Origin of the sequence: Bacillus sp. YBWC18 (assembly GCF_002998775.1) — a bacterium.
Classification (GTDB): domain Bacteria; phylum Bacillota; class Bacilli; order Bacillales; family Bacillaceae; genus Bacillus.
The window spans coordinates 934,042-950,701 of the sequence record NZ_PVRI01000001.1 but is presented as its reverse complement, the minus strand read 5'-3'; the positions used below and the strand labels follow the sequence as shown (position 1 = coordinate 950,701).

Annotated in this window: 9 protein-coding genes; 8 read left to right on the top strand and 1 reads right to left on the bottom strand. The window is 43.8% G+C overall.

Going from position 1 to position 16,660, the window contains the following annotated elements:
* Positions 1-68: 68 nt before the first annotated feature.
* Together gltB and gltD are read left to right on the top strand one after the other, a co-directional pair.
* Positions 69-4,640: a glutamate synthase large subunit gene (gene gltB, locus C6348_RS04910; protein WP_106042142.1), complete on the top strand. Its 4,572-nt coding sequence runs from the start codon at positions 69-71 to the stop codon at positions 4,638-4,640.
* 16 nt (positions 4,641-4,656) lie between these two features.
* Positions 4,657-6,141 (top strand): glutamate synthase small subunit, encoded by a 1,485-nt coding sequence (gltD, locus tag C6348_RS04905; RefSeq protein WP_106042140.1) that lies wholly within the window; start codon positions 4,657-4,659, stop codon positions 6,139-6,141.
* Between the two features lie 62 nt (positions 6,142-6,203).
* On the opposite strand, the gene C6348_RS04900 is transcribed toward gltD, so the two are convergent.
* Positions 6,204-7,406: a nitrate/nitrite transporter gene (locus C6348_RS04900; protein WP_034660883.1), complete on the bottom strand. Its 1,203-nt coding sequence runs from the start codon at positions 7,404-7,406 to the stop codon at positions 6,204-6,206.
* Between the two features lie 169 nt (positions 7,407-7,575).
* On the opposite strand from C6348_RS04900, the gene C6348_RS04895 reads away from it, so the two are divergent.
* From C6348_RS04895 to C6348_RS04870, 6 genes are all read left to right on the top strand, one after another.
* Positions 7,576-9,834 (top strand): FAD-dependent oxidoreductase, encoded by a 2,259-nt coding sequence (locus C6348_RS04895; RefSeq protein WP_106042138.1) that lies wholly within the window; start codon positions 7,576-7,578, stop codon positions 9,832-9,834.
* A complete protein-coding gene (gene nasC, locus C6348_RS04890) occupies positions 9,831-11,969 on the top strand; it encodes an assimilatory nitrate reductase catalytic subunit NasC (protein ID WP_106042136.1) in 2,139 nt (712 codons plus the stop codon). Before C6348_RS04895 ends, nasC begins: the two co-directional genes overlap by 4 nt.
* Positions 11,970-12,059: 90 nt before the next feature.
* Positions 12,060-14,471 (top strand): nitrite reductase large subunit NirB, encoded by a 2,412-nt coding sequence (nirB, locus tag C6348_RS04885; RefSeq protein ID WP_106042134.1) that lies wholly within the window; start codon positions 12,060-12,062, stop codon positions 14,469-14,471.
* Between the two features lie 23 nt (positions 14,472-14,494).
* Positions 14,495-14,818: a nitrite reductase small subunit NirD gene (gene nirD, locus C6348_RS04880; RefSeq protein WP_034660879.1), complete on the top strand. Its 324-nt coding sequence runs from the start codon at positions 14,495-14,497 to the stop codon at positions 14,816-14,818.
* A 27-nt stretch (positions 14,819-14,845) separates the two neighbouring features.
* Positions 14,846-15,589, top strand: coding sequence for a DUF421 domain-containing protein (locus C6348_RS04875; RefSeq protein WP_189293913.1), 744 nt, complete (start codon positions 14,846-14,848; stop codon positions 15,587-15,589).
* Between the two features lie 82 nt (positions 15,590-15,671).
* Positions 15,672-16,652 carry a pectinesterase family protein gene (locus tag C6348_RS04870; RefSeq protein WP_034660878.1) on the top strand — a complete coding sequence of 327 codons (981 nt, stop codon included), beginning with the start codon at positions 15,672-15,674 and terminating at the stop codon, positions 16,650-16,652.
* The last annotated feature ends 8 nt before the right edge of the window (positions 16,653-16,660 follow it).

The following is a 16,660-nucleotide window of genomic DNA, read 5'->3' as shown; positions in this document are numbered from 1 at the left end:
TAAGTTACAGAGTTTGTGAGATTTTATGACTGTGAAAAAACGGATCTTTTAAACGGGGGAGAGAAACGATGACTTATAATCAACTACCACAACCACAAGGTCTCTACCGTCCTGAATTTGAACATGATGCATGTGGAATCGGACTGTACGCTCATTTAAAAGGGGAAGCGACACACAGCATCGTCAAAAAGGGATTACAAATGCTTTGCCAGCTTGATCACCGCGGCGGGCAAGGCAGTGATCCGTATACAGGTGATGGTGCCGGCTTAATGGTACAGCTGCCAGACGCTTTCTTTAGAAAAAGCTGCAAAGACTTTGCACTTCCTGAAAAGGGCCGTTACGGGGTAGGAATGGTCTTCTTTTCAAAAGAGGATGACGAGAAAACGCGTCAAGCCATCGAGCAAAAAATCAACGGATTCATTAAACAAGAAGGTCAAACATTAATTGGCTGGAGAACAGTCCCTGTCGATGCCGGGAAAATTGGTACTGTCGCAGCGAAGAGCTGTCCGGTTGTGAGGCAAGTCTTTATTGGGGCAAACGACAACATCACAGATCGTTTGTCATTTGAAAGAAAATTATATGTCATTCGTAAGCAGGCTGAGAACTGGGGAACAGCAGAGGAAAAGCAATTTTACTTTGTCAGCTTGTCGAGTCAAACCATTGTATACAAGGGGCTTTTAACATCAGATCAAGTCGATGCTTTTTATCTTGATCTTCAGGATGAAACATTTGTTTCTGCATTTTCACTTGTTCATTCAAGATTTAGTACAAATACATTTCCTACATGGGAAAGAGCCCATCCAAACCGTTACTTGATTCACAACGGTGAAATCAACACATTAAGAGGAAACATCAATTGGATGAGAGCAAGAGAACAACAATTCGTATCTGAAGCTTTCGGAGACGATTTAGACAAGATTTTGCCAGTGCTGAATGCAGACGGAAGTGATTCATCCATTCTAGACAATGCCTTTGAATTCTTTGTGCTTGCAGGCCGTACACCTGCTCATACAGCCATGATGCTGATTCCAGAGCCTTGGACTGAAAACACGCACATGTCAAAAGAGAAACGGGCATTTTATGAATACCATAGTTCTCTCATGGAGCCGTGGGATGGACCAACAGCCATTTCCTTTACAGATGGTAAACAAATCGGTGCCATCTTAGACCGAAACGGATTAAGACCTGCAAGATATTACGTCACAAATGATGATCATATCATTTTCTCTTCTGAGGTCGGCGTGATCGACACAAATGAAGAGGATGTCAAATACAAAGACCGTCTTGAGCCGGGCAAAATGCTGTTAATCGATTTAGAAGAAGGACGAATTATTTCTGACGAAGAAGTGAAATCGACGATTGCGAATGAACTTCCTTATCAAAAATGGCTTGATGAAGAAATGGTTCATGTCAATCGCTCGGAAGAAAATTCAGAAAATTCTAGTATAATGGATGATTTATTGACTCGTCAGCGTGCGTTCCATTATACGTACGAAGACATTCAAAAATATTTAATTCCTTTACTAGAAGAAGGTAAGGACCCAATCGGTTCAATGGGAAGCGACACACCGCTTGCTGTGTTATCAGATCGTGCGCAGTCTCTGTTTCATTATTTCAAGCAGTTGTTTGCACAGGTGACGAACCCGCCGATTGATGCTATTCGTGAGCAGCTTGTGACATCTACCATGACTTGGTTAGGTGCTGAAGGGGATATTTTACATCCGAATGAATATTCATGCCGAAGAATTAAACTTTATACACCGGTCTTAACGAGTGGACAATTTAACGGCTTGAAAACGATTGTTCATAATGCCTTTAAAAGCAAAACGATTCATACTCTATTCACCGATGATTTAAAGCGCGGATTGGATGCGATGTTTGAAGAGGCGGAAAAAGCGATCCGCGAAGGCGTATCTTTATTAATCCTTTCAGATCGTGAAATGACAGAACAAAAAGTGCCGATTCCACCGCTTCTAGCGCTCAGTGCACTGCATCAGCATCTTGTACGCCAAGGCTTACGGACAAAGGTTAGTCTGATCGTTGAATCTGGAGAAGTCAGAGAGGTCCATCATTTTGCTGCACTGATTGGCTACGGAGCAGATGCGATCCATCCTTATCTTGTGTATGAAACGTACAAACAGTTGATTGCAGAAGAAGCGATCTCTTTCAGCTTTGATGAAGCGGTCACAAAGTTTGGTAAAAGCGTGACCGAAGGTGTCGTCAAAGTCATGTCTAAAGTGGGAATTTCCACTGTGCAAAGCTATAGAGGAGCGCAAATCTTTGAAGCCGTCGGCATTAGTGAAGACGTCATTCAGGCGTATTTCACGGGAACAGCTTCTCAGCTTGGCGGGATCGATCTTGAGACCATTGCACATGAGGCAAAACTCCGTCATGAAGCAGGGTATCAGGCAGCGACTGACCAAACACTCGAATCAGGCAGTGATTTCCAGTGGAGAAAAAATGGAGAGCACCATGCCTTTAATCCAAAAACGATCCATACGCTTCAGTGGGCATGCCGCAATGAAGATTACGATCTATTTAAGCAATATACAAAGGCAGCGGACGAAGAAAGAATCGGCTTCCTTAGAAATTTATTTTCTTTCCAGCCAAAACAAAAGCCAGTTCGTCTGGAAGAAGTTGAATCTGCTGAATCCATCGTGCGCCGATTCAAGACAGGTGCCATGTCATTTGGATCTTTAAGTAAAGAAGCGCACGAAGCGCTTGCGATTGCCATGAACCGAATTGGCGGTAAAAGTAACAGCGGAGAAGGCGGAGAAGATCCTGCACGCTTTACAGTTGATGAACGCGGCGATGATCGCAGAAGTGCGATTAAACAAATTGCTTCCGGCCGCTTTGGCGTAAAGAGTCATTATTTGGTCAATGCAGATGAACTCCAAATTAAAATGGCGCAGGGAGCAAAACCTGGAGAAGGCGGACAGCTGCCAGGAAATAAAGTATACCCTTGGGTTGCCGATGTACGTGGCTCTACACCAGGCGTCGGATTGATTTCACCACCGCCGCATCATGATATTTATTCCATCGAGGATTTGGCGCAGCTGATCCATGATTTGAAAAACGCGAACCGTGATGCCCGCATCAGCGTCAAGCTTGTGTCTAAAGCCGGCGTTGGGACGATTGCAGCAGGTGTAGCAAAAGGGACGGCGGATGTCATTGTGATCAGTGGATACGATGGCGGCACAGGAGCTTCGCCGAAAACAAGTATTAAACACACAGGACTTCCTTGGGAGCTCGGTTTGGCAGAAGCACATCAAACCCTTGTGTTAAATGGTCTTCGCGAGAGAGTCGTTCTTGAAACGGACGGCAAGTTAATGACTGGACGCGATGTTGTCATGGCTGCGATTTTAGGAGCAGAAGAATACGGCTTTGCGACAGCTCCACTTGTCGTATTGGGCTGTGTGATGATGAGAGCATGTCATTTAGATACTTGCCCAGTCGGCGTCGCTACACAGAATCCAGAGCTTCGCAAAAAATTCATGGGGAACCCTGATCACATTGTGAATTTCATGATGTTTATTGCAGAGGAAGTAAGAGAAATCTTAGCGGAACTTGGCTTTACATCAATGGATGAATTAATTGGACGCACGGATGTTCTAGGAGTCAGTGAACGAGCAAAAGCACACTGGAAAGCAGGGCAGCTAGACCTTGAAACACTGCTTTATCAGCCAGAAGGAGCTCGTACATTCAGAACACCGCAAAATCATAAAATTGATGAATCACTGGATATGAATGAAATCCTCCCTTATGTACAGGAAGCGCTGAATCATCAAACACCGGTTGATCTATCATTGAATATTCGCAATATCAATCGTGTGGCCGGAACCATTACTGGAAGTGAAGTGTCTAAGCGCTACGGGGAAGAAGGCTTGCCAGAGGATACGATCACACTAAGGTTCACTGGTTCCGCAGGACAAAGCTTCGGCGCATTTGTGCCAAAGGGCATGTCTCTCTATTTAACAGGTGATTCAAATGACTATATCGGCAAAGGACTCTCTGGAGGCAAAATTGCGGTCAAAACCTCTGATCACTTTGTACAAAATGGACATGAAAACGTCATTGTCGGAAACGTCGCATTCTACGGAGCGACAAGCGGAAAAGCCTTTATTAACGGTCGTGCAGGTGAGCGCTTTGCCGTTCGTAATTCAGGTGTGCATGTGGTCGTTGAAGGAATCGGTGATCACGGCTGTGAATACATGACTGGCGGACGTGTCGTCATTTTAGGAGACGTCGGAAAAAACTTCGGCGCAGGCATGTCTGGCGGCGTAGCTTACGTCCATACATCCGATGCGAAACAGTTCAAAAGAATGTGCAACATGGAAATGATCATGTTTGAAAAGCTCACAGATCATGAAGAAGAACAAGAAGTGAAACAGCTGATTAAAGAGCACCTTCATTATACAAACAGCTCAAAAGCGTCAGCACTTCTCGAAAACTGGGCGCAAGAAAAGGATCAATTCATCAAGGTTATTCCGAGAAATTACAAAATGATGCTTCAAAGCATTGAAGAACAAAAACAAGCGGGCCTCAGTCATGAAGAAGCTGTCATGTTCGCCTTTGAAGCAAACACTAAACCGAAAAATCAAGAAACGGCAAACGGGCAAAAAGCAGCCCTCGCTCATTAAGAAAGGGGAGAGGACAATGGGCAAAGCAACAGGTTTTATGGATTATAAAAGAGAAAAGCCAAATGAACGTGACCCTCTCACTCGTCAAAATGACTGGAAAGAATATTCCGCTCCTTATACAGATGACGTATTGAAGAAGCAGGGCGCTAGATGTATGGATTGCGGCACACCGTTTTGTCAAATTGGGATGGAGATCAAAGGCGGCGTCTCAGGCTGCCCGATCTACAATTTAATTCCAGAATGGAATGACCTTGTGTACCGCGGGAGATGGAAAGAAGCTCTCGAAAGACTGCAAAAAACAAATAATTTCCCAGAATTTACTGGGAGAGTATGTCCAGCACCTTGCGAAGGGTCATGTACAGTTGCCATCAATGATCCAGCCGTTTCGATTAAAAATATCGAACGGACGATCATTGATAAAGGCTTTGAAAATGGATGGATCACACCAAGAATTCCTTCAAGCCGTACAGGCAAGAAGATTGCCATTGTCGGCTCAGGGCCAGCAGGACTTGCAAGTGCGGATCAATTAAACCAAGCAGGCCACGCCGTAACAGTGTTCGAACGGTCTGACCGCCTTGGCGGGCTGCTGACATACGGCATTCCAAACATGAAGCTGGACAAAGAAGTGGTGGAGCGAAGAGTCAAACTGTTGAGACAAGAAGGCATTGATTTTGTAACGAACACAGAAATCGGCGTCGATGTCACTGCCGACGAACTGAAAGAACAGTTTGATGCGGTCATCCTTTGTACAGGTGCACAGAAGCAGCGTGACCTGTTGATTGAAGGCCGGGAAGCTAAAGGGATTCACCTTGCGATGGATTATTTAACCCTCGCAACAAAAAGCATGCTTGATTCAGGATTTAAAGACAAAAACTTCATTGATGCAAAAGGAAAAGACGTCATTGTCATTGGCGGGGGAGATACAGGTGCGGATTGCGTCGCAACTGCACTTCGCCAAAAAGCAAAAAGTGTTGTTCAGTTCGGGAAGCACCCAAAACTTCCGGATACACGTGTAGGGGATAACATGTGGCCTGAACAGCCTTACGTCTTCTCACTGGATTATGCTTATGAAGAAGCACAAGCAAAATTCGGAGAAGATCCGCGTCAATATTCCATTCAAACCACAAAAATTGTGGCAGACAAAAATGGGAAATTAAAAGAGCTTCATACCATTCAAATGGAAAAGGTGAAAAACGAACAGGGGAAGTTTGAATTTCATGAGATTCCAGGGACAGAAAAGGTATGGCCTGCTCAGCTAGTCTTTATTGCAATTGGTTTTGAGGGAACTGAACAGCCGCTCGTGAAACACTTTGGCGTGGACAGCAAAAACAATCGTATTGACGCAAAGTATGGGGAGTATACAACAAATGTAGAAGGCGTATTTGCAGCGGGAGATGCAAGACGCGGGCAAAGCTTGATTGTCTGGGCAATTAATGAAGGCAGACAAGTGGCGCACGAGGTAGACCGTTATTTAATGGGGAGTTCGGTTCTGCCAAAATAGGTCATACAAAGGGTGTTTACACATATAAAGAAAAGCCATGGCCAAAGAGTGGTCATGGCTTTTTATGATTCAGAAATGGTGTGGTTGATGATGACTTTTTTGCGTTTAAGCTGCGATATGACTAAACAAATAAAGACAACTAGAACAAAAAGAGAAATGGTCAAAAAGCCAAACATATATGAGCCCGTCACTTCTTTTAAACTGCCCAGAATATTAGGTAAAAAGAAGCCGCCAATGCCCCCAGCAGCACCAACAATTCCGGTCACGATCCCAATTTCTTTATGAAATACTTGAGGCACCAGCTGAAAAACTGCGCCATTCCCCATCCCAAGACACATCATCCCGGTAAATAAAAGGGTAATGACCAAAGGTAAAGCTGGAAGACTGCTCACCCCTCCTAAGCAGATGCCGATGACTGCGAATAATCCAAGCAGTACTTTCATTCCACCTATTTTATCCGCAATGAGACCACCGATGGGGCGAAAGAAGCTGCCCGCCGCCACACAAAGAGTCACAAAATCACCTGCATGAATTTTCGAGATACCATATTGATCCACAAAGAAAATACTGAGAAAACTGGAAAGCCCGACAAATCCTCCGAATGTAATCGCATAAAGCAGGCAGAAAAACCATGTCGATTTCACCTGAAATACTGAAAAATACGACCGTAGCGGCTTTGGAGCGGGCTGATTTGGTGCATCTTTTGCTGTGAAAATAAAAAACAAAAAGACAAGACTTAACGGAATCAGGGCGAGCCCCATGACTGCATGCCATCCATAAATCTCGGCAAGACGTGGACCAAATAGTGTGGAGATCAGTGTTCCGCTGTTACCGGCACCTGCAATCCCCATGGCCACGCCTTGTAAATGAGGAGGATACCAGCGGCTTGCCATTGGCAAAGCAACAGCAAAGCTTGCTCCTGCTACTCCTAACAAAATACCAATCAGCACGAGCTCGGAAAGGGTTGTACCAGCGATGAACCCCCAGATGAGCGGGATGGTGGTGAAAAGCATGCCAATTACCGCTGTCTTCTTAGGTCCTATACGATCAGTGAATAAGCCAAGTACAATCCGAAAAAAAGAACCAGATAAAATCGGAATGGCAACAATCATGCCTTTCTCTGCGGTCGATAAAGCAAAGTCTTGCGCAATAAAAGCACCCAGTGCCCCTAATAAGACCCAGATCATAAAGCTCACATCGAAATATAAAAAGGAACTTAGCAATGTCTTAGGGTGACCACTTGATTTTAACTCTGAGAGTTTCATAAAATGCCTCCTCTATTTTGAATTTTCTGACTTAAAGATAGCGAGTTATCCCAAGTAATAAAAGTATCATGTTAGAAAAATTGACATGATTACACACTTTTTTACAGGCATGTGCCATAATCTATCCATACAATGTGTTGGGCAAGAAGCTTAGAGAGGTTGATTTCATATGGCAAAACGCAAACTCGTGTTTATCGGAAACGGCATGGCGAGTATGAAATGTATCGAACAGATGGTTCAAAAACAGCCAGAACACTATGCCATAACAGTCATTGGAAAAGAGAAGCGCCCTGCCTACAATCGAATAAAACTTTCATCGATTTTACAAAAAAGCGACTCATTATCTCAAATTGAACTCAAGGAAAAAGAATGGTACACCGCGCATGACATCATCATGTACAAAGGGGAAACAGTCGTCCATATCGATACAAACAAGAAGTGTATCATGACAGAAGCGCGCCGGGAAATTCCCTATGACAAGCTCGTCATCGCAACAGGATCATTGCCGTATTTTCTTCCTATTCAGGGCGTATCCAAAAAAGGGATTTATGCGTTTCGTACAATTGATGATTATGAGGCCATTTGTGCGGATGCGATGCGTTATCAACGAGCAGCAGTGGTCGGAGGCGGTGTGCTTGGTGTAGAGGTGGCGGCTGGCCTGCAGATTTCGGGACTTGAGACAACCATCATTCATCATGCCGAGTGGCTCATGCAGCGCCAATTAGATGAAACGGCTGCTAGTCTATTACAGCAGCAATTAACGCGCAAGGGCATCCAGATGAAAACAAATGCCCATACCATTGCATGCTTAGGGGACGAGAGGGTAGAAGGCGTTCTATTGAAAAATGGCGACATCGTGGATGCTGATCTTGTTGTCTTCACAACAGGTATCCGTCCAAACATACAGCTTGCAAAGAATCACGGCATTCATACGCGAAAAGCCATTGTCGTCAATGATATGATGCAAACAAATGTCCAAGATATTTATGCCATTGGGGAATGTGCAGAGCATAAAGGAATGGTGCATGGCCTTGTTCAGCCCATTTATGAACAAGCAAATGCACTTGCCAATCATCTATTAGGCGAGCAAATTACATCTGTACCTCATCCCATTTACTCAACAAAATTAAAGGTACCTGACATGCCTATCTATTCTGCGGGATGTATTGAACACCATTCTCCGTATACGTCAGTGGTGACATATTTAGATGAAGAGCAAGAAGTGTATAAAAAATTCGTCTTTGAACGCGAGGCACTAACAGGTTTTTTATTAGTTGGAGAACTGGAGAAAGCCGATCAGCTTTTGCAAGATGTGAAAGTGGGGCGTGATAAAAGTGTCGTCATGAAAGCTCTTCATGAGGAGCAGCCATCTCCTCTAGATTCATTAAAAATGGACGATCTCGTCTGCCAATGTCAAAGCGTTACAAAAGGGACGATTTTGAACACCATATCCGCCCATCAGCTGACAAGCTTAGAAGAGGTTCAAAAACAAACAGGGGCAGCAACGGGCTGCGGCGGCTGTCAAGAGCTCGTCCGTGCCTGCTGTCAGTTATCATCACATGAACAAATAGATGCGCCGGCCTCTTTTTGTTCATGTACAGAAGCTGATGAGCAGACCATTTTTTCGTTTATCAAAAAGCAACTGCTGCTGAATGTGGAGGAAATCAGAAGACATTTTCATTGGAAAACAGAGAACGGCTGCAGCAACTGCAGGTCTGCCATTCCATACTATCTCGAGCAATTCCAATCACCGATTGAAAAAATCAGCGATGCTGATCAAGAAGACATGCTGCCTCAGCTATACGGAGGGCGTCTTGAACTGGATTTCCTGAAAATCATGACGTCTTTGTTAGAACAAAAACTGATTGATCAGGCAGAGCTGACAGAGCATAAGCGAATACGGCTCATCGGCGTGTCAAAACAGGCGGCACAGATCGTCAAAAAACATTGGCCCATCATGGCGAAAGAGAAAAGAAGACTATCTTATGTCCTTACATGTGATTGTAGTCACGATCCAGCTGTCACAGCACTAGTAATGGAGTTTGAAAGACAAGTAGAAGACACACTTTTACCAGCCGTCACCTCTATTCATGTCGCCAGCTCTTCCTGCACGTGTAAACTATCTCCAATATATGACATTTGCATGAAGAGACAGCTGGGGGAATGGAACATTTATATAGGAGGTGACGTATGTCAGCCGAAGGCCGGCCAGCTTTTTTACACTTTGCCTCAATCAAGTGAGCTGATCCCTTTTTTAAAAGCGCTGCTTGAAGATTATAGAAAAAGTGCATACTTTCAAGAATCCATCGGCGATTGGCTTCTCCGATATGGACTTATTTCTATTCGAGAAAAATTGCTTGATGAGGAAAGAAGAAAAGAGCTCTGTGAACAATTTGACCAAAGCAGACAAAAGGATGTGAAGGTATGAGTCAGTCTTTTTTACGATATGCCCAGCAAATATCAGAGCAGGAAGAACGAAAGCGAGTGTATCAATCCCAATGTCCATTTTGCAGTATGCAGTGCAAAATGCAGCTAGTAGAGCAGCATGTGGAAGGACGAACCAGATATCAAACGATTGGCGTACACAATCCAACTACGCACGGGAGACTTTGTATGAAAGGGCAGCATGCACACCAGCACGCACTGCACAAAGAACGTTTGAATCACCCGCTCATCAAAAGAAACGGGCAATTTGTAAAAGCGTCATGGCAGGAGGCACTTAATGAAATCAAAACAAACATGGAATCCCTTCAGATGGCACACGGGCATGATGCCATCAGTGTGTACGGAAGCGCATCTATTACAAATGAGGAGGCGTACTTACTCGGAAAGTTTGCGAGAGTGGCGCTGAAAACGAAATACATCGATTACAACGGGAGACTTTGTATGTCGTCAGCAGCAACTGCGGCGAATCAAACATTCGGACTTGACCGGGGTCTTACGTTTCCTCTCAGTGACATCAAGCATACACGGGTATTGATATTGGTTGGAACGAATATAGCAGAATGTCAGCCAACCTTCATGCCGTACGTCGAAGAGGCGAAAAAAAACGGTGCATTTCTCATCGTCATCGATCCGCGCAAAACACCGACAGCCCAATTAGCCGATGTACATGTCAGCCTGAAACCAGGATCAGATGCTGCACTGGCAAACGGCATCTTGCACATTATGCTTCATGAACATTTAATAGATGAATCATTTATTCGTCATCGAACGTCAGGGTTCCAAAAATTAAAGGAGCACGTCTCGCGCATGTCCCTCTCAAACATTGCTGAGCAAACCGGTGTGACGATTGAAGTTCTGCAGAAAACAGCAAGGAAATTCGCACAAGAAAAGACAGGCATGATTTTCACAGCAAGAGGCATTGAGCAGCAAATAGACGGGACAGCATCTGTACGAAATTTCCTGAATATTCTGCTTGTTACTGGGAAGATCGGCCGCGTTGGGTGCGGCTATGGCGCAATAACCGGGCAAGGAAATGGCCAGGGGGCAAGAGAGCATGGACAAAAAGCAGATCAGCTTCCAGGGTATCGAGATATCACAAATTCTGCTCACAGAAAAGAAATAGCTGACATATGGAACATTGATGAAAAAGAACTCCCTGGAAAAGGCGTGTCTGCTTTTGAGATGTTTGAAAAAATGCAGGAAGGAGAAATAAAAGCGCTCTTTTTAATGTGCTCAAACCCCGTTCAGTCAGGCCCGCACGCGCGCTTTATTCAACAAGCCATCAAGAAATTGTCCTTTTTTGTAGCTGTTGATTTATTTATGTCTGAGACAGCTGCGCTGGCAGATGTAATTTTACCTACTTCGTCATATTTAGAGGATGAAGGTACGGTGACAAATGTAGAGGGGCGCGTTACGCTTAGAGAAGCAACCTATCCACTTAAGCATCAAAGAAAACACGATTGGCAAATCATTTGTGATATAGCAGCTGTATTAGGCAAAAGCGGCTATTTCTCCTTTTCATCCGCAGAAGAGATTTTTGAAGAATTAAGAGCCGCAACGAAAGGCGCAAAAGCGGATTACTCAGGCATGACCTATGAAAGACTGAGGAAGGAGCAAGGCATATTATGGCCTTGTACGCATCTAGAAGACCCAGGAACCGAAAGATTATTTGAACATGTATTCTCACATTCTGACAGTTTAGCAAAGTTTGCCGTCGTCACACACGGAAAAAATGTGGCAAAGGAACCAGTCAGTCAAGAATATCCTCTTTATTTAACGACGGGCAGAGTGATGGCTCACTACCAAACGGGCGTTCAAACAAGAAAAAGTACCTCTCTTGTTGCCCGGCAGTTTGAATCTTATGCAGAGCTTCATCCTGACACAGCAAAAACGTATGGACTTCAGCACGGGGAGCTTGTGACCATCCAGTCAAAAAGAGGAAGTGTCATCATGAGATGCCGCATATCAGACACCATTCGAAAAGATACCGTGTTTGTTCCATTTCACTGGAGTAAACATCAATCCATTAATCAATTAATTAGTGAACAACTAGATCCGCACAGTAAAATGCCAGGCTTTAAATATTGTCCTGTACAGCTGTCAGCCTATGTGAATTAAAAAATATGTGAGAAATCATAACATGTATTTTCCATCTATGTTTAGATGATGGTACTTTCTAAAAAATGATCACATGAGGGGTGTTTTATCATGAAAGAAAAACTCGTATTAGTGGGGAACGGTATGGCTGGCATTCGAAGCCTCGAAAACATTTTAAAAGCAGACAGCGAACGATTCGACATGACGGTATTTGGAAGTGAACCGCATCCTAACTATAACCGGATTCTTTTATCGAAGGTGCTTCAAGGAGATACGAAGGTTGAAGATATTACACTAAACGATTGGAATTGGTATCAGGAGCATGATATTCAGTTGTTTACAAATGAGACCATTGTGAAGATCGATACAGATAACCAAACAGTCACCAGTGATCAAGGACGGACCGTGCATTATGACCGATTGATTTTAGCAACAGGGTCACTTCCGTTTATCCTGCCGATTCCAGGGAGTGATAAAAAAGGCGTGACGGCCTTTCGTACATTGCAAGACACAGAGGAAATGGTCAATGCCTCTAGCAGGTACAAAAAAGCAGCAGTCATTGGAGGCGGCCTTCTTGGACTGGAAGCAGCACGCGGCCTACTCAACTTAGGCATGGAAGTGAATGTCATTCACCTCAGCTCTCATTTAATGGAACGCCAGCTAGACCCTATTGCAGGTCAGCTTCTACAAAAAGCATTAGAAGAACAGGGCATGAACTTCCTGTTAGGAAAACAGACAAATGAGATTTTAGGAGATACAAGAGTTGAAGGGTTATCATTTTCAGATGGCACGACACTTGAGACAGACCTAGTCGTCATGGCTGTAGGAATTAAACCAAGTAAAATGCTTGCAGAGATAAGCGGCCTTGAAGTGAACCGAGGTATTATTGTCAATGATTTCATGGAAACGAGTGTCCCAGGCATTTATGCCGTCGGAGAATGTGTAGAACACAGAGGACAAACGTACGGGCTTGTCGCTCCTTTATACGATCAAGCGAATGTGCTTGCTGGGCATGTATGTGACATGAATCCTGTGCCATATGAAGGCTCTGTTCTGTCAACGCAACTGAAAGTATCGGGGGTTGACGTGTTTTCAGCTGGTGACTTTATAGAAAACGATGAGAAAAAAGCGATCAAAATCTTTGACGAACAAAAAGGCATCTATCAAAAACTAGTCTTCCAGCAAAACCGATTAGTAGGTGCCGTCATGTTTGGAGAAACAAGCGATGGACCTCGTCTATTCTCGTATATTAGAGAAGGGGTAGATATGTCGGATATGGAGAAGGTATCTGTCTTAACCTCGAATGATCCGGCGCAAGAAAGCACGATTGAAAGCATGGCAAATGACCATATCGTTTGCGGCTGTAATGGTGTCTCAAAGGGTCAGATTGTGGAAGCCATTCAAAAAGAAGGCTTAACAACGATTCAGGAAGTGAAGCAATGTACAAGTGCCTCACGATCATGTGGAGGCTGCAAGCCCGTTGTCGAAGAGATTCTTTGGCACACGTTGGGCGATGATGCGAACCGAACAGCCCAAAAAGAAACCATCTGCGCCTGCACCACTCGTTCACGAGATGAAGTCATTCATGAAATCAAAGAGAAGGGCCTGCAGCATGTCAAAGAAGTGATGAACGTACTTGACTGGGAGACAGAGGAAGGCTGTTCAAAATGCCGACCTGCCCTGAATTATTATTTAGGCATGCTTCAACCTCTTGAGTACAAAGATGAAAAGAGCTCACGATTTGTGAATGAACGCATGCATGCCAATATTCAAAAAGATGGCACCTATTCGGTTGTTCCGCGGATGTACGGCGGCGTGACAAATGCAAATGACCTGAGAAAAATAGCTGATGTCGTCGACAAATATGAAATACCGCTTGTGAAAATGACTGGCGGCCAGCGTATCGACCTTCTAGGTGTCAAAAAAGAAGATTTACCTAAAGTATGGGCAGACCTGGATATGCCATCTGGTTATGCATACGGAAAATCTTTAAGAACGGTCAAAACTTGTGTTGGAGAACAATTTTGCCGGTTCGGCACACAGGACTCGATGGCTCTTGGCATTGCACTTGAAAAGAAATTCGAAGGTCTTGCGACACCGCATAAAGTCAAAATGGCTGTCTCTGCTTGCCCTAGAAACTGTGCAGAATCTGGCATTAAAGACCTTGGAATTGTGGGAATTGATGGAGGGTTTGAATTGTACGCCGGCGGAAATGGCGGCACACACTTGCGGGCTGGAAATTTATTGATGAAGGTCAGTACAGCAGAAGAAGTAGAGCAAGTGGCAGCTGCGTACCTTCAATATTACAGAGAAACGGCAAATTATCTAGAAAGAACCTCTGCTTGGGTTGAACGACTTGGATTAGATCATATTCAATCAGTACTCCTAGATGATGAGAAACGAGAAGCCTTAATCCAAAGAATGGACATCGCACTGTCAACGTATGAGGAGCCTTGGCAGGAGCTGCGCGAGAGTCAAAAAGACACGAAACAATTATTTCAAAAAGCGACGGCTTCTGTATAAATCAATTGAAGGGATGAGATCATATGACAGTTTCAGTTGTAAAAGTTCACATTGGCACCCTATCAGATTTTCCGCTGCAGCTAGGAAAAACAGTCGCAGCCGGTACTCTTGAATTAGCTGTTTTTCAAACCTCTAATAAGCAGTTCAAAGCCATTGAAAACCGCTGCCCTCATAAAGGCGGTGTTCTGGCTGAAGGAATGGTAAGTGGAGACCATGTCTTCTGTCCAATGCATGATTGGAAGATTGATCTTTCGTCAGGGAACGTTCAAGCACCAGATCACGGATGCGTTAAAACGTATGAAACATTGGTCGAGGGGGACGATGTCTTTATTTTATTGCCCTCATAAATAGTTTAGATCCTTCCTTTCATGTATATGCTGTATGTAAATGCAGCAAGAAAGGAAGGAATTTCTGTGCCGTTTTTTAGTATTTTGATTGAACTATTTATCGGGTTTTTCGCCTTATTTTTTATTACAAAATTATTAGGGAAAACACAGTTTGCACAAATCACGCCGTTTGATTTTATTTCTGCACTGATTTTAGGCGAAATGGTCGGAAACGCCATTTTTGACCCAGAAGTCAAGATTCAGCACATTTTGTTTGCTGTTGCGGTATGGGGCGTTCTCATCTATACAGTTGAATGGTTTTCACAACGCTTTAAAGGTATTCGAGCCTTTTTAGAAGGAAGACCTACGCTTGTCATTGATAAAGGAAACATTCACTACAATCGTTTGAAGAAAAATATGCTTGATCTCAATCAGCTGCAGACACTGATTCGCGCGAAAGGTCATTTTGCCTTGCATGAAATAGAATATGCCATTTTGGAAACAGACGGCTCTGTCAGTGTTCTTCCGAAAATGAAATACGCAACTGCCACAGCAGAAGATGTGAACGTGAAGGGAAAAGAAGTCAAATTGCCTAGAACATTTATTATTGATGGCGAAATTTTAAAAGATGACCTACAAGAAGCTGGCTTTGACGAAACATGGCTGAGTGAGCAATTAAAAAAGCAGCACATTTCTTCTCATCGAGACGTTCTATTTTGTGAATGGATTGAAAATGAAGGGATTTATGCGATAAAATATGAAAAGTCTAAAAAACATCCACAACAAAATTAAGTGGGTGTTTTTTTTGTGTGTCATGAATAGGATCAAAAAGAATGTTTGATTGAAAATGTTCACAAAGAGGAGGAGATGTGCGATGAAGTATGGAAAGGTATGGCTTGTGGTCGTCTTGTCTTTATTACTATTTAACTCAGCTTCACTTCAAGCAGCCGAACATCAGAATCAAACAAACCGCGTCCTTGTGGTCGATCAAAAGGGAAATGGCTCGTTTCGAACCGTTCAGTCTGCCATTGATGCGATTCCAGCGAACAATCAACAGCGCGTAACGATCTATATTAAAAATGGTGTATATAAAGAAAAGATCCTGCTTCCTCAAAATAAACCACACGTGTCCTTTATCGGCGAAAACCAGCACAAGACGATTCTGACGTATGATGATACAAATGCAAGTACTGGCAGCACAACTAATAGCTCCAGCACTATGATTCGTTCGAACGACTTTTACGCAGAAAATATCACCTTTCAAAATACAGCTGGCAGACATGCTGGTCAGGCGGTTGCGCTGTATGTGTCTGGCGACCGGGCTGCGTTCAAACAAATAAGAGTCTTAGGGTATCAAGATACACTTTATGCAACAGGCTCAGGCCGGCAATATTATGAAAACTGCTATATCGAGGGCACGGTCGATTTTATTTTTGGATCAGCCACAGCTGTGTTTAAAAGAGCTGAAATAAAAAGTCTTGGAAATGGGTATATTACTGCAGCATCCACAACAGAAGCACAAAGGTATGGTTATGTATTCATCGATTCTACGTTGAAAAAGGGGACGGCAGCTGCTCAATCGGTTTATTTAGGACGTCCGTGGAGGCCTCATTCCGCTGTGACATTCCTCTATACAAAAATGGATGAACATATTAAGGCAGAGGGATGGCATAACTGGGATAACCGTGATAACGAAAGAACAGCAAGATATAAAGAATATGGATCGACTGGGACCGGAAGCAATGTAGCAAATCGCGTAAAATGGTCCAATATTTTAACGGAAAACGAAGCAAGTCAAATCACGGTGCAAGCTGTTCTTGGCGGAGCCGATGGCTGGAATCCAGAAAAAAGGTAAAGGGCTTG